Consider the following 15,478-nt stretch of genomic DNA (forward strand, 5'->3'; position numbering starts at 1 on the left):
CCGCCAACTCCGGGGGGGGCCACGGGCGTTCTCGGGGCCCCGGCCGCGGGGCGGCTGCGCCCCTCTGACATGTCCTGGAGAGGAGGTCAGCCGAACAGGCGGCGTTGGATCTCCCGTCGGTAGTCCTCCAGCGTCCGGTCCAGGTGTACGGCCGTGGCCTCGGCGGCCTCGTCGGCTCTGCCGTCGCGAATGGCCCGGTAGATCGCCTCGTGCTCCTCCACCGCGGCCGCGGTGCCCTCGTTGAAGCTGTCGTGAATGCCGATCGCGCTGGACTGGCGCTGCAGTCGGCGGGCGTCGCGCACCGCGCTGCCGAGGAAGGTGTTGTGCGAGGCCGCGGCCACCGCCGTGTGGAAGTCGTCGTCGCCCTGGTTGAAGACATCGACCTCGCCATGGACGTACCCGTGCCGGCACTGCTGCATGGCGATCTCGATGGTGCGCAGTTCGGCGGGCGTGGCACGGGTAGCCGCGAGTCTCGCGGCCGCCATCTCCTGAACCCGGCGGAACTCGAACAGCATGAGCACGTGGTCGAGGTCCACGGGCCGGAAGAAACCGCCCCAGCGGCTGGTGATCAGCATGCCCTCGTCGTCGGCGACGAACAGTCCGCGCCCCTTGTGCGCCCGGACCCGGCCGAGTGCCGAGAGGATCTTCACGGCTTCCCGGACGACTGCTCGGCTGGTGTCCAGCTGCTGGGCCAGGTCGTTCTCCGTGGGCATCCGGTCGCCGGGGACCAGGCGTGACTCCGCTATGAACTCGAGGATCCGCTCCGCCACGACCTCGTAACCGGGCCGGTAGTCGCGCCGCTCGTCCGAGCCGTTCACCGCTGCCGCCACGGCGGGCGTGTCCTTCATGTGTCCTGCCTCCGAGTGCCTGCGACGACGGTGTCCAATCGGCCCTGAAGCCGCGCTCATCGTACCCCAAAGCCAGATGAGTACTACTCATTCGGCACCACCAATCTGGCGATCATCAGGAGAGTTGTGGACGATAAGCCCGATACACCCGAGTTTTCAGGCGAGAATCGTCGCCACATCATGCGTGATCTGGCGGAAAAAAGCCGGACACACCTCTTGACGAGGTCTCGTATATGGCGGCTAATTTCATCCGCGGCGGTTACGACAGAGCCGTCAGCCTCACGCAAACCGAGTGGAGTCGCTCATGTCCGTCTACAAGCCTTCGGCCGGCCAGGAGACAGGGACCAGCAGGAGACGTGCCGCATGGCTGGCGGGCTGTGCCGCCACCGTGCTGCTCACCGTGACCGCCTGTGGTGGCGGTGGCGGCACCAGCGGCACGACCAAGGACGGTTTCGCCCAAGCCGCGCAGAAGGACGGGGCGTTGACCGTCTGGGTGGACGCGACCCGCATGGACGCCGCGAAGCTCTACCAGTCCACGCACCCGGACGTGAAGCTGAACATCGTCAGCTACGACGGTGACGCCAACGGCTCCAACTACCTCCAGACGAAGGTCCAGTTGTTCAACCGCACCGGCAAGGGCTGGCCGGACGTGGTCTTCAGCTCGCAGAACAACGAGGCGAGCTGGGCCGTCGACGCGGGCTTCGCGGCGCCGCTGAACAAGGGCCTGATCCCCGCCGCCACCCTCGGCGGATTCGCCAAGGGCGCCAACGACGTCTGCACGGTGGACGGCACCCTGTACTGCCTGCGCAACGACCTCTCCCAGGCGGTGCTCTGGTACAACGCGCCGCTGCTGAAGAAGTTCGGATACGCGGTCCCGACGACCTGGGAGGAGTACCAGGCGCTCGGCGAGAAGGTCGCCAAGGAGCACCCCGGCTACCTCGTGGGTGACGCCGGTGACTCCTTCACCCCGGAGATCTACCTGTGGGCGAGCAAGTGCGGCGCCAACCACATCACCGGCCCCAAGTCGGTGTCGGTGAACACCACCAGCGAGGCCTGCACCAAGATGGCCAAGCTGCTGGACGTACTGATCAAGAACAAGTCCATGTCGATCAGCGGCGTCTTCAGCACCGACTTCGCCAAGAACGAGGCCGACAAGGTCCTGCTCATGCCCGGCCCGGCCTGGTACGGCGGCGCGGTGTTCAAGGACGGTCTCAAGACCCCGGCCAAGCAGATCGCGGTGGCGCCCATGCCGCAGTGGCAGGGCGACTCCTCCCCCTCCACCGGCAACGTCGGCGGCGGCACCTGGCTGCTGTCCAAGCACTCCAGCCACCTCAAGGCGGCCACCGACTTCCTGAAGTGGGTCACCACGGACAACGCCTACCAGGGCGAGAAGGCCCCCGGCTTCCCGGCGTACGCGCCGGCGGCCGAGAACTGGCTGAAGGCGCAGGCCGCGTCCGGGTACTACGCCAGTGACCTCACGGCCCTCAAGGACGCCTCCTCGCAGGTGTGGTCCGACTGGGGCTCGGGCCAGTTCAGCCAGGAGGCGATCTGGGCCGCCACCGTCAAGCCCGGCATCACGCAGGGCAAGACCATCGAGTCGCTGCTGCCCGCCTGGCAGGACTCGATCGTCAAGTACGCCCAGGCCGACGGATACAAGGTCTCCCAGTGACCCTCACGCATTCCTCGTCCGGCTCTGTCCGGGGGCGCCCTCGCGGCACCTCCCGGCAGAGCCGGGCCGGCATGGCATTCGTCGCCGGCTATGTGCTGCTCCTGATCGCCTTCGGCGTCCTTCCCACTTGCTACGCGATCTACTTCGCGTTCACGAACGCCGGAGGCGCCTTCACCGGCTTCTCCAACTTCGTCACCACGGCACAGGACTTCCGCTTCGCCGACTCCCTGGGCCACGTGGCGCTGTACCTGGTCTTCTGGCTCCTGTCCCTCGTGGTGTTCGTGGTCGTCCTCGCGCTCCTGCTGCACCGGCTGTCCTCCGGACCGGTCAGCCAGGCGCTGCGCTTCCTCTACTACATCCCCGGCGCCCTCGCCGGTGCCGCGAGCGTCCTGGTGTGGCTGTTCATGCTCGACCCGACGGTCAGCCCGGTCAGCTCGCTGCTGGAGACGCTGGGCTTCCACACCTTCGGCGAGGTCATCGCCCCCGGGAACCTGGCGGTGCTGTTCACGATCATCGCGTTCTGGACGGGTGCGGGCGGCTGGATCGTCGTCATGTACGGGGCACTGAACAACATTCCCAGGGACGTCATGGAGGCCGCGCGCATCGACGGCGCGAACGGCTGGCAGACCGCCTGGCGGGTGCAGATCCCCATGCTCCGCAAGTGGATCGTCTACATGGTGATCCTGGCCTTCGCGGGCGGCGCCCAGCTCTTCGTCGAGCCGCAGTTGCTCTCCCTCGCCAGCACCGGCGTGGCCGGCCGCGACTACTCGCTCAACCAGCTGACGTACGACTTCGCCTTCCAGATGAACAACATCAACGGCGCCGCCGCGGTCTCGGTGGAGCTCCTGGTCGTCAGCGTGTCGGTCGCCGGTGTCTTCGTCGCACGATCGGGGTTCTTCGATGCCGACTAAGACCCGACCCACTCCCCCTCTCACCGCTCAGGGCGATAGGTCGACGAGCCGAACGCGTCACGGGGAGGCGCGGCAGCGCCGCCGGTCCCCGCGGAACGTGCCCTCCCGGCTGCTGGCGGGCTCGGTCCTCACCGTCTTCGTGGTGTTCTTCGTGCTGCCGGTGGTCTGGCTGCTGCTCGCGGCGACCAAGACCGACCAGCAGCTGGTCCACGACAACCCGCTGTCCTTCGGGTCCTGGCACGCGCTCAAGGCCAACTGGCACGCGCTCACCGCCTTCCAGGACGACGCCATCCTGCTGTGGCTGCGCAACTCGGCCGTCTACGCCGCGATCTCGCTGGTCATCACGCTCTGCCTGGCCATTCCGGCCGGCTACGCGCTGGCGATGACCGAGTTCCGCGGCCGGCACACGCTGCTGATCGCGACCCTGGTCGTGATGCTGATGCCGAACGCCACGCTGGTGGTGCCGCTCTTCCTGGAGATCAACGCGGTGCACCTGATCGGCACCATGTGGTCGATCATCCTGCCGTACTCGTTCTACCCGTTCGGCGTGTACCTGACGTACATCTACTTCACCACCGCCGTACCCAAGGACCTCCTGGCCGCGGCCCGGATCGACGGCTGCTCCGAGTTCGGTGTCTTCCGCCATGTGGCCCTGCCGCTGGCGACGCCCGTCATCGCCCTGGTCGGCTTCTTCAGCTTCGTCGCCAACTGGACGAACTACTTCCTGCCGTACGTGATGCTCCCCGAGAGCGACCAGATGCCGATCCAGGTGGGCGTCGGCAGCCTCCTCAGCAATGTGCCCTCGTTCAATCCGACCGTCGGCACCCTCGCGATCCAACGCCCGCAATTGGCACTGGCCACGCTGGTCGCCATCACCCCCGTGCTCGTCGTGTTCCTCTTCGCCCAGCGCTTCCTGGTCAGCGGAATGCTCGCCGGCGCCACCAAGGAGTAACCGCTCTCATGTCCTTCAGCCCGCACCCCGACGCCTCCGGCGACTCGACACCCGACGTCCAGGCCACGGTCCCGTTGCTCGAACCCCCTGGCTGGGCCGTCGCACAGCGCGCCCTGTTCGACCTGCTCGACCACGCCTGGCGCCGCTTCGCCCGCGACTTCACCGGCCCCGACGGACGGCTGAACTACACCGACCGCCTCACCACCCGCGACGGTGTCGACGACTTCTACGAGGTCTTCTTCAACTGGCCCCAGCTGTACCTCCTCGGCGGCGCCGACGACCTGCTGGCCGCCAGCGAGAAGCACTGGGAGGGCGTCACCAGGCAGCTGACCGAACTGGACATGCTGCGCGACGAGTACGAGCGCGGCTACGACTGGTTCCACCAGGGCGAGAGCCTGCTGCTGCTGTACTTCCTGTGCATGGCCGCCCCCGACCGCTGGCGTGAGCGCGCCCTGCGCTTCGCCGAGTTGTACGTCGACCCCGCCAAGGGCAACTACGACCCCGAGCACCGCATCATCACCCGCCCCCACAACGGCAGCGACCCCGAGCGCACCGGCCTGTTCGACGGCGACGTCTACCCCTGGCTCCAGAAGGAGGCCGACACCTACGGCTACCCGCTCGAATGGCTGCCCGAGGCCCAGGACGGCCCGTACCCGCTCTCGGCGGACCCGCGCCTCGGTGACCAGATGCGCGACCGGATGGGCGTCGGCGACACCACGATGAACCTCGCCGCGGCCGGACTGGTCCTCAACGCCTGGATCCTGTCCGGCGAGGAGCGCTACCGGGACTGGATCGTCGAGTACGTGGACGCCTGGCGCGAGCGCACCCGCGAGAACGGCGGCCTGATCCCGGACAACGTCGGCCCGGACGGAGTCGTCGGCAGCCTGCTGGAGGGTCGCTGGTACGGCGGCCACTACGGCTGGTCCTGGCCGCACGGCTGGCACAGCCTCGGCCACGCGGCCTGCGTGGCGGCGCTCGCGGCGGCCACGGTCACCGGCGACGACGACTACCTCTCCATGGTCGCGACCTCCCTGGACACCCTGATCGGCCACGCCAAGGTCATGCCCCACACCGAGGCCGACTCCAGCCTGCCCTCCAAGTGGGCGGTCGAACTCGGCCCGGACCGGCACACACCCACGCTCCACCTGCCGTTCCGCCACAACGACTCCGGCTGGTTCGACTACAACCCGGCCACGCCCCCCGTGCCGGTGGCCCTGTGGCACCACACCTCCTCCGAGGCCGACCGGGCCCGCCTGGAGGGGCTGCGCGAGGCGGACGGCATCGACTGGCGCACCGTGCGGCCGTTCCGGTCCAAGGAGGACTCCGGGCACGAGAAGGCGTGGTTCGCCTTCCTCGCCGGCGACGACCCCGACTACCCCGAGCGCATCCTCGCCACCGCCCAGGCCCAGATCCGGCACCGGCTGCGACGCATCGACCGCTACCGCGACCTGGACGTGCCCGAGGCCGACATCCACGTCTGGCAGCTGAGCAACCCGGTCGTCACCGAGGCCCTGGTGCAACTCACCTGGGGCGGCCCGCAGGTGCTGTACCAGGGCGGTCTCCAGCAGGCCCGACTGCGCTACCACGACGCCGACGCCCGCCGGGCCGGCCTGCCCGCCGACGTCGCCGCACTGGTCAGCTCCATCGACCCCGAGGCGACCACCGTCGAGCTGGTCAACCTGGCCCCCGAGACCGACCGCACGGTCATAGTCCAGGCGGGCGCGTTCGCGGAGCACACCATCACCGGCGTCCGCTACACGACCTGCACGGACGACGGCTGGATCGGCGACATGTACGACTACGGCCACACCGAGCCGGTGGTCACCGAGGCCGAAGTCCCTCACGAAGGCCCGTATCTGACGGTCCGTCTGCCTGCCTCCACGCGCATCCGGCTCACCCTGCGGCTGGGGCTGCGCACCCGCACCCCCAGCTACCGCACGCCGTTCGACGCGTCCAACTCCCGTGACACGACAGGGGAATCGGCATGAAGCGCATCGCCCAGACCATCAGGCTCCGCCCCGAGCACCGCGAGGAGTACCTCCGGCTGCACTCGGCGGTATGGCCCGGCGTCGAGGCCGCCCTGCTCCGGGCGAACATCCGCAACTACAGCATCTACCTCCACGGTGACGTGCTGTTCGCCTACATGGAGTACATCGGCGACGACTTCGAGGGAGACATGGCGTCCATCGAGGCCGACCCCGAGACCCAGCGCTGGTGGAAGCACACCGACCCGTGTCAGGAGCCCTTCCCCGACCGGGGCGAGGGCCGCCAGTGGACCGAGCTCCCGGAGATCTGGCACCTGAGCCCGCCCGACGACGACGCCACCGCCTGAGCCCACTTGGATCCCCTCGTGAACGCACCCCTGCTGGTCGACGCACACCACCACCTCTGGGATCTCTCCCAACGCCCGCAGCCGTGGCTCGACGACCCCGACGTGGCGTCGATCCGCCGCACCTTCACCCCCGACGACCTGCGCTCCACCGCCACCCACCCCGTCGCGGGCCGGCGGCTGCACGGCACGGTGGTGGTCCAGTGCATCCCGGACGTGCCCGAGACCGAGGACCTGCTCGCGCTCGCCGAGCGGGAGCCGCTGATCCAGGCCGTGGTCGGCTGGGCCGACCTGACGTCCCCGGCGATCGGTGACGTGCTCGACCAGCTGATCGCCGGGCCCGGCGGCGGGTACCTGCGCTCCCTGCGCCACCTGGTCCAGGGCGAGACGGACCCGAACTGGCTGCAACGCCCCGATGCGGAACGCGGGTTGGGGGCGGCCCGCGATCGCGGACTGCGCTACGACGTCCTCGTGCGCGCCCACCAGCTCGACCAGGCGATCCGCCTCGCGGAACGCCTCCCCGACCTGCCCCAGGTCCTCGACCACGCGGGCAAGCCGGACATCGCCCGAAAGGACATCGAGGGCTGGGAACGTGGGATCCGACGGCTGGCCGCACACCGGCACGTGGTGTGCAAGGTCTCCGGGCTCATCACCGAGGCCGACCACACCCACTGGACCACCGCCGACATCCGCCCCGTCTGGGACGTCCTGGTCTCCGCCTTCGGCCCCGAGCGGCTGATGTTCGGCTCGGACTGGCCGGTCGCCAACCTGGCGGGCGGCTGGAACCGGTGGGCCGACACCGTGGACGAACTGCTCACCGGCTGGAGCGAGAGCGACATCGACGCGCTCCTCGCCGGTACCGCCACCGCGTTCTACGGCCTTGCGCCCGTCGCCGGAGAGGGAGACACGACGGCCCGAACGAGCTGAACACAGCCCACCGAACATCGCGCCGAACCCGCGCAGAACACCTCACCACGGATGCCGAGCCCTCGGCACCCGCCCCCGGTCTGCGCCGAAGGGACCCTGCCCCGTGACACTCGCAACCCGTTATCTGTCCGCCCGCACCCTCGACACCGCACCGGTCCCCAGCACACCACCGGGCCCCGGCGAGGTGGAGCTGGCCCCCGCCTACGTTGGCATCTGCGGCACCGACCTGCACATCTTCCACGGAGACATGGACGCCCGGGTCACCGCGCCCGCCGTCCTCGGGCACGAGATGTCCGGACGGGTCGTCCGAGTGGGCCCAGACGTCGAGGACTGGGCACCCGGCGACGCGGTCACCGTGATGCCGCTGCGCTGGGACGACACCTGCCCCGCCTGCCGCAACGGCCACCAGCACATCTGTCAGCACCTGGACTTCATCGGCATCGACTCCCCCGGCGCGATGCAGCAGCGCTGGACCGTGCCCGCCTCCACTCTCATACGGCTGCCCGACTCACTCCCCCTGGACCGGGCCGCCCTCGTCGAACCCACCGCGGTCGCCGTGCACGACGTCGGCCGGGCCGGGGTGCGCGAGGGCGAGCGGGTCGTCGTGGTCGGCGGTGGCCCGGTCGGCGTCCTGATCGCGCTGGTCGCCCAAGCCGCCGGAGGAGACGTCCGGGTGGTGGAGCTGAGCGCCCACCGGCGGCTGCTCGCCGAGGAGTTGGGACTGACCGTGTGGGACCCGGCCGCCGAGGACCTGGCCGAACTCGTGCGGGACTGGACCGGGGACGCGGGAGCGGACGTCGCCTTCGAGGTGTCCGGCGCGGCGGGAGGCGTGGACACCGCGGTCGACGTGCTCGGCGTACGCGGCCGACTCTGCCTGGTCGCCATCCACCCCCGGCCGCGTGAGATCAACCTGCACCGCTTCTTCTGGCGTGAACTCACCCTGGTCGGCGCCCGGTTGTACGACCGCTCCGACTTCGAGAAGGCCGTGGCCCTGGTCGCCGACGGCACCATCCCGGCCGACCGGCTGATCAGCAAGGTCGTCCCGCTCACCCAGGCACCGGCCGCCTTCGAGGCGCTGGAGGGCGGCGGAGACGTGATGAAGATCCTGGTGGACTGCACCGACGAGGCCCAGGAGGCCGCCGTATGAACGCCTTCGACCTCACCGGACGGCTCGCCGTCGTCACCGGCGCCCGGCGCGGGATCGGCCGGGCCATGGCCCGGGCGCTCGCCGAGGCCGGTGCGGACGTCATCGGGGTGAGCGCCTCGCTGGAGGAGGGCGGCAGCGCGGTGGAGAAGGACGTCACCGCCGCCGGACGCAGCTTCGAGGCGATCCGCGCCGACTTCGCCGACCCCGAGGCCGTGCGGGCGCTGGGTGCGGACCTCGCGGGCCGGGAGCGTCCCGTGGACATCCTGGTCAACAACGCGGGCACGATCCGCCGGGCGCCCGCGGCCGAACACCCCGACGCGGACTGGGACTTGGTCCTCCAGGTCAATCTGAGCGCCCAGTTCGCGCTGGCCCGCGCGGTCGGCGCCCCGATGGTGGCCCGCGGGCGAGGGAAGATCATCTTCACGGCCTCCCTGCTCAGCTTCCAGGGTGGCATCACCGTCCCCGGCTACACCGCCGCCAAGCACGGCGTCGCCGGTCTCACCAAGGCGCTGGCCAACGAGTGGGCGCCGCACGGCGTCAACGTCAACGCCATCGCACCGGGCTACATCGCCACCGACAACACCCAGGCCCTCCAGGACGACCCGGTCCGCAGCAAGGCGATCCTGGACCGCATCCCGGCCGCGCGGTGGGGCAGCGCCGACGACCTCGCGGGCGCCACCGTGTTCCTGGCCTCGGACGCGGCCGCCTACGTGCACGGCACCGTCCTTCCGGTCGACGGCGGATGGCTCGGCAGATGACCGCCGAGCTCCCCGACCTGCTCGCCGAGGCGCGGATCGTGCCGGTCCTGGCCGTGCCGGATCACGCCACGGCCGCCCCGCTGGCCCACGCCCTGGCAGCAGGTGGGGCGCGCACCGCGGAGGTCACCTTCCGCACCCCGGACGCCGAGCGGGTCGTGAAGGCGATGGCCGCCGAGGGCGGTCTGGTCGTCGGCGCCGGTACCGTGCTGACCGCCGAGCAGGCGGAGCGGGCCGTGGCGGCCGGTGCGCGCTTCCTCGTCTCGCCCGGCCTCGACGACGAAGTCCTCGCAGCGGCAAGGGCGTTGGGCGTCCCGATCGCGCCGGGCGTGGCAACGGCCACCGAGTTGATGCGCGCGGTCAAGGCCGGCCTCGACACGGTCAAGCTGTTCCCCGCCGAACCCCTCGGCGGCCGGGCGATGCTCCGGGCGCTCGCCGCGCCCTTCCCCGGTGTGCGGTTCATGCCGACCGGCGGGATCGACGCCGCCGCGCTGCCCGGATACCTCGCCGAACCGGCGGTCCTGGCCGTCGGCGGCAGCTGGATGGCCACCCCCGCCCTCCTCAGGAGCGGCGACTACGCGGAGATCCGCCGGCTGACCGCCGAAGCGGTGGAGGGGAGCATGCCATGCCCGACGTGATCGCCCTCGGCGAGGTCATGCTGCGGTTCGACCCCGGTGAGGGCCGGATCCGCACCGCGCGCAGCTTCCAGGTGTGGGAGGGCGGCGGCGAGTACAACGTCGTACGCGGGCTGCGCCGCTGCTTCGGACTGCGCACCGCCGTGGTCACCGCCCTGGCGGACAACGCGGTCGGACGCCTGGTGGAGGACCTGATCCTCCAGGGCGGCGTCGACACCTCGATGATCTGCTGGATGCCCGACGACGGCATCGGCCGCACCGCCCGCAACGGTCTCAACTTCGTCGAACGCGGCTACGGCATCCGCGGCGCGCTCGGCGTCAGCGACCGCGCCCGCACCGCCGTCTCGCAGCTGCGCAAGGGTGACGTGGACTGGGACACGGTGTTCTCGGCCGGCGCACGCTGGTTCCACACCGGCGGCATCTTCGCCGGCCTCTCGGACACCACGGTCGACGTCGCCGACGAGGCGATGGCGGCCGCGCGCCGACACGGCGTCACCGTCTCCTACGACCCCAACTACCGCCCCAGCCTCTGGGCCGACCGCGGCGGTCCCGAGCGGGCCCGCGAGGTCGACCTGCGCCTGGCCCGGCACGCCGACGTCATCGTGGGCGCCCTCGGCCTCGCGGGCGAACATCCGGGCGCCGTGCGGTTCACGGCCGACGAGGTCCCGGACGCCCTCACCGCGGTGGCCGATCTGCTGCCCGGGGCCGAGGTGCTCGGGACGACCCTGCGCGAAGTGCCCTCGGCGGGCGTGAACGACTGGACCTCGGCGGCCTGGTCCGCCGAGACCGGACACCTCACCGGTCCCCGCATGACCGGCCTGCACGTCCTGGACCGCATCGGCTCCGGCGACGGCTTCGCCGCCGGACTCATCCACGGCCTGCTCGCCGGCCACTCCCTGGAACGTGCCCTCGCCTACGGCACGGCCCACGGCGCCCTGGTCATGACCACTCCCGGCGACGTCTCCATGGCCACCCTCGCCGAGGTCGAGGCGCTCATCGACGGCGGCTCGGCCCACGTCCGACGCTGAACGACCCTCTCAGGAGCATCTCTTGCACCGCCGAAAGATCCCTCACACCCCCGTCGAGGTCACCGAACTCGGCTTCGGCGCCTCGGTGATCGGCAATCTCTACCGGGTGACCGCCCCCCAGGCCGCGGCGGCCGCGATCGACGCCGCCTGGGACGCGGGCGTCCGCTACTTCGACACCGCGCCGCACTACGGCCTCGGCCTCTCCGAACGCCGGCTCGGCGCCGCCCTTTGCGACCGGCCGCGCGAGCAGTTCGTCGTCTCGTCCAAGGTGGGCCGCCTCCTCGTCCCGAACGAACACCCGCGGGGCGTGGACGACGAGGGGTTCGTCGTAGGGGACGACCTGCGCCGCCAGTGGGACTTCAGCCGGGACGGCGTGCTGCGGTCCATCGAGGAGACGTTGGAGCGCACCGGCCTGGACCGCCTCGACATCGTCTACCTCCACGACCCCGACGACCACTGGCGACAGGCCGCCGACGAGGCCATGCCCGTCCTGGCCGAGCTTCGCGCGCAGGGCGTGATCGGGGCGATCGGCGCCGGCATGAACCAGTCCGCCATGCTCGCCCGCTTCCTGCGCGAGACCGCCGCCGACGTGGTGATGCTGGCCGGGCGCTACACCCTGCTCGACCAGTCCGCCCTCGACGACGTCCTGCCCGCCGCGCAGGCCCAGGGCAAGAGCGTCGTCGCGGTCGGCGTCTTCAACTCCGGCCTGCTCTCCCGGGACCGGCCCGCCGAGGGCATGAAGTACGACTACCAGGACGCCCCCACCGACCTGGTGCGGCGGGCCCGGGCCATCGCCGAGGTGTGCGAGCGGTACGGCACCACGCTGCCGGCCGCAGCCATCGCCTTCCCCTTCGCCCACCCCGCCGTCGTCAACGTCACCCTCGGCATGCGCACCGCCGAACAGGTCAGCCGCAACGTCGAACTGCACGCTCGGCCCATCCCCGACGGCCTCTGGGACGAGCTGAGCGCGCAGGGCCTGATCAGGGCCGATGTGCCCACCGCGAGCGAGGAGCGGCATCCCCGCCGTTCCTGACCGGCACGGCGGCACGCCGGCCGCCGTCCGAGCACACCTTCTGGAGCCGCCCCATGTTCACGTCCCCCGACACCCGCATCCCGAAGGGGGGCAGACCCTCCGCCTCCCGGAGCCTGCGCCTCCTCCCGGCAGCGCTCACGATGGCGCTCTCGGCCACCGTGCTGACCTCCCTCACCACACCGACACCCGCCTCGGCCGCGACCCAGGCCACCTACTACATCGCCCCCAACGGTGACGACTCCAACTCCGGCACGATCTCGGCGCCGTTCAAGACCCTCCAGCACGCACGCGACGTCGTGCGCACGGTCAACAGCAACATGACCGGGGACATCAACGTCTATCTCCGGGGCGGCACCTACCCGGTGAACAGCACCATCAACTTCACCTCGGCCGACTCCGGCACGAACGGGCACCAGATCGTCTACGCCGCCTACCCGGGCGAGAAGCCGGTCCTGGACGGTGGCGTGCAGGTGACCGGCTGGACCCAGCAGAGCGGGAACATCTGGAAGGCCACCCTCAACCGCGACAACAAGCTCCGCGCCCTCTACGTCAACGGCAAGCGCGCCCAGATGGCGTCGAAAACGATCAACTCGGCCGGATGCTACGGGACCTACACCGTCACGGCCGGCCAGGCCCCCTGGGCCTGGGAGTCGGGTTCGCAGTGCGACGGGGCCAAGTACAGCCTCTCCGACCTGCCGGCCATCGCGTCCAACCAGGACGACGTCGAGATCAAGTCGGCCACGACCTGGACCACGGCCATCGTGGGCGTCCGTCAGATCACCACGAGCTCGGACGGCGCCAACCGCGTGGCCCTGTTCCAGCAACCGGGCGCGGCCATAGCCCAGGCGCCGCCGTACGGTCCGTTCGTGGCCAGCGGCAGTCATACGTTCATGAACGCGTACGAGTTCCTGGACACGCCGGGTGAGTTCTACTTCGACAAGACGGCTCACACGCTGTACTACTACAAGTCCGGCTCCGAGGACATGACCACGGCGGATGTCTTCGCGCCGAACAACGTGTCCACCCTCCTCAAGATCGCCGGCACGTCGACCACAGACCACGCGCGGAACCTCACGTTCTCCGGGCTCACGGTCGAGCACTCCGACTGGAACCTGGTCAATGTCGCGGGCTCCGTCTTCCGGCAGGGAACGCAGGGCAACGCCAGCTCCACCGTGTACGCGAAGCAGAACTTCCACGCGTACACCTACCGCAACGTCGACCTGCCGCCCGCGGCCGTCCAGATCGAGAACGCCGACGGGATCGTCCTGCAGCGCAACACGGTGCAGCACACCGGCGCCGACGGGATCACCCTGGCCAACGACGTGACGGACTCGCAGCTGACCGGCAACTTCACCAATGACATCGCCGGTTCCGCCCTCACCGTGGGACACCCCCAGCACGTGTACATAGGGGACTACACCTCGACCAACCACGAGAAGTACCCCGTGAACGTCGAGGGCGTCTGCAAGAACATCACCGTCCGGGACAACTACCTCTACGACAGCGCGGTGCTGTTCCAGGGGTCGAGCCCCGTGTCCGCCTACTTCGTCGACACCCTCGACCTGGAACACAACCGGATCGAGAAGGCCCCCTGGGCCGGCATCACACTCGGATGGGGCTGGTGGAACTTCGACGGTTCGACGGGCTCGGTCAATCCCGGTAACCCGACCACAACGGCGAAGAACAACACCGTCAAGTACAACGAGCTCGTCGACACCATGCAGGTGCTCGGCGACTCCGCTCCCATCTACACCCTGGGCAACCAGCCGGGCACCGAGATCAGCAACAACTTCCTCACGGGTGTGCCGGCCGGCCACAAGTACGGCCTCCACCCCGACGAGGGCTCCGCCAACATCAACGAACACGACAACGTCCTCGACGTCGACCCGAACGTGGCGTACGTCATCAACTCCGGGACGTGGGGCAAGCAGCACGACCTGACCATCACCAACACCTACGGACCCGTCAACACGATCTTCAGCAAGAGCGTTCCGAACAGCACCATCGACAACGTGCGGGTGTACACGGACAAGGTGTGGCCGTCGCAGGCGTACGCCATCGCCGTGAACGCGGGCCTGGAAGACGCCTACAAGGACATCATCCCCGCCGCCAACACGACCCCGCAGGACTACGCGCTGCCCGCCAGCACCTTCACCGGCAAGGGCGACGTGACCATTCCGGTGCGCAGCCCGGGAGACTCGACCAAGACACTCTGGCTGGCTCCCTCCGGTACGACCTCGTTCACCGCCGGTCCCACCATGACCAGCGCGAGCGGCACCGCGACCGGCATCAACGTCCCGCAGGCCGCCGGTGACTACCGCCTCTACGTCCTCGACTCCCAGGGGCACGCCTCCGCCGCGTCGAAGGCGCTCGTGCGGCAGCGCTGGAACCACGTCGACGACAAGGCGGCCGGGGTGACCTACTCCGGCACGTGGTCGAACTGGAACGACACCAAGGACATGAACGGGTCCGAGAACTTCACGAGCACCGCGGGCAACTACGCCCAGTTCGCGTTCACCGGCACGGGTGTCCGGTACCTCAGCATGACGCAGCCCAACATGGGCAAGGTCGACGTCTACCTCGACGGCACCCTCGCCCAGGCCGGCATCGACGCCTATGCCTCGACGGTGACGAAACAGGTGCCGTTGTTCGAGAAGACGGACCTCGCCGCGGGCCCCCACACGATCAAGGTGGTGTGCACCGGCACGAAGAACGCCGCTTCGTCCGGCGCCGTCTGCGCGCTGGACGCTTTCGCCTCCATCGCGTTCCCCGTGACGAACGCCAACTACAAGATCGTCAACAAGAGCAGTTCCAAGGCGGTCGACGTCTCGGGCGCGTCCATGTCCGCCGGAGCCAACGTCATCCAGTGGACCGACAGCGGAGCCCTGAACCAGAACTGGCGCTTCGCCCCGGTGGGTGACGGCAGCTACGAGATCGTCAGCCGCAACAGCGACCTGCTGATGGACGTCAGCGGCGGGGTCACCACGGACGGCGCGAACATCGTCCAGTCGTCCGACACCAACGCCGCGAACCAGCGATGGACCCTGGTCGCCACCGGAAGCGGCTACTACAAGATCAAGAACGTGAACAGCAACGACCTGCTCACCGTGTCCTCGGGAGGCACTCAGCTCGTCCAGTCGACCGACACCGGCGCCGACAGCCAGCTGTGGAAGATGGTGAACGTGGACTGACACCCCGCACCAACCACTCGGCGGGCGGCCCCCGGGCGGGGGGGGCCCCGCGC

The 15,478-nt window shown here is 69.8% G+C and carries 13 protein-coding genes; 12 read left to right on the forward strand and 1 reads right to left on the reverse strand.

What is annotated here, in order from left to right; translation table 11 throughout:
- Nucleotides 1-86: 86 nt before the first annotated feature.
- Nucleotides 87-848, reverse strand: coding sequence for a FadR/GntR family transcriptional regulator (locus tag ACFULQ_RS45060; protein ID WP_383556446.1), 762 nt, complete (start codon nt 846-848; stop codon nt 87-89).
- Nucleotides 849-1,152: 304 nt separating this feature from the next.
- Between ACFULQ_RS45060 and ACFULQ_RS45065 the strand changes: the two genes are divergently transcribed.
- The 12 genes from ACFULQ_RS45065 to ACFULQ_RS45120 all read left to right on the forward strand — a co-directional run bounded on the left by ACFULQ_RS45065 (nt 1,153) and on the right by ACFULQ_RS45120 (nt 15,425).
- The gene (locus ACFULQ_RS45065; RefSeq protein WP_383556448.1) at nt 1,153-2,517 is read left to right on the forward strand and encodes an ABC transporter substrate-binding protein; all 1,365 of its coding nucleotides are present in this window, start codon (nt 1,153-1,155) and stop codon (nt 2,515-2,517) included.
- On the forward strand, nt 2,514-3,428 hold the full coding sequence (locus ACFULQ_RS45070) for a carbohydrate ABC transporter permease (RefSeq protein WP_383556451.1): 915 nt from the start codon (nt 2,514-2,516) through the stop codon (nt 3,426-3,428). Before ACFULQ_RS45065 ends, ACFULQ_RS45070 begins: the two co-directional genes overlap by 4 nt.
- Nucleotides 3,429-3,525: 97 nt before the next feature.
- Nucleotides 3,526-4,380: a carbohydrate ABC transporter permease gene (locus ACFULQ_RS45075; protein ID WP_383556454.1), complete on the forward strand. Its 855-nt coding sequence runs from the start codon at nt 3,526-3,528 to the stop codon at nt 4,378-4,380.
- 8 nt (nt 4,381-4,388) lie between these two features.
- Nucleotides 4,389-6,368, forward strand: coding sequence for a hypothetical protein (locus tag ACFULQ_RS45080; protein ID WP_383556456.1), 1,980 nt, complete (start codon nt 4,389-4,391; stop codon nt 6,366-6,368).
- Complete coding sequence (locus ACFULQ_RS45085) at nt 6,365-6,712, forward strand: L-rhamnose mutarotase (protein WP_383556458.1); 348 nt, start codon at nt 6,365-6,367, stop codon at nt 6,710-6,712. The genes ACFULQ_RS45080 and ACFULQ_RS45085 overlap by 4 nt, the downstream gene beginning before the upstream one ends.
- 18 nt (nt 6,713-6,730) lie before the next feature.
- On the forward strand, nt 6,731-7,636 hold the full coding sequence (locus tag ACFULQ_RS45090; protein WP_383556460.1) for an amidohydrolase family protein: 906 nt from the start codon (nt 6,731-6,733) through the stop codon (nt 7,634-7,636).
- A 103-nt stretch (nt 7,637-7,739) separates the two neighbouring features.
- Nucleotides 7,740-8,783 carry a zinc-binding dehydrogenase gene (locus ACFULQ_RS45095; RefSeq protein ID WP_383556462.1) on the forward strand — a complete coding sequence of 348 codons (1,044 nt, stop codon included), beginning with the start codon at nt 7,740-7,742 and terminating at the stop codon, nt 8,781-8,783.
- On the forward strand, nt 8,780-9,541 hold the full coding sequence (locus ACFULQ_RS45100; protein WP_383556465.1) for an SDR family oxidoreductase: 762 nt from the start codon (nt 8,780-8,782) through the stop codon (nt 9,539-9,541). Before ACFULQ_RS45095 ends, ACFULQ_RS45100 begins: the two co-directional genes overlap by 4 nt.
- Nucleotides 9,538-10,176 (forward strand): bifunctional 4-hydroxy-2-oxoglutarate aldolase/2-dehydro-3-deoxy-phosphogluconate aldolase, encoded by a 639-nt coding sequence (locus ACFULQ_RS45105; protein WP_383556468.1) that lies wholly within the window; start codon nt 9,538-9,540, stop codon nt 10,174-10,176. The genes ACFULQ_RS45100 and ACFULQ_RS45105 overlap by 4 nt, the downstream gene beginning before the upstream one ends.
- Nucleotides 10,164-11,201 (forward strand): sugar kinase, encoded by a 1,038-nt coding sequence (locus ACFULQ_RS45110; RefSeq protein WP_383556471.1) that lies wholly within the window; start codon nt 10,164-10,166, stop codon nt 11,199-11,201. Before ACFULQ_RS45105 ends, ACFULQ_RS45110 begins: the two co-directional genes overlap by 13 nt.
- Nucleotides 11,202-11,223: 22 nt before the next feature.
- Nucleotides 11,224-12,234, forward strand: a complete 1,011-nt coding sequence (locus tag ACFULQ_RS45115; protein WP_383556473.1) for an aldo/keto reductase — start codon at nt 11,224-11,226, stop codon at nt 12,232-12,234.
- Between the two features lie 53 nt (nt 12,235-12,287).
- Entirely contained in the window at nt 12,288-15,425 is a 3,138-nt protein-coding gene (locus ACFULQ_RS45120) for an RICIN domain-containing protein (protein WP_383556476.1), read from the forward strand.
- Nucleotides 15,426-15,478 lie beyond the last annotated feature (53 nt).

This window comes from Streptomyces sp. NPDC057253, assembly GCF_042669125.1.
Taxonomy (GTDB): Bacteria; Actinomycetota; Actinomycetes; order Streptomycetales; family Streptomycetaceae; genus Streptomyces.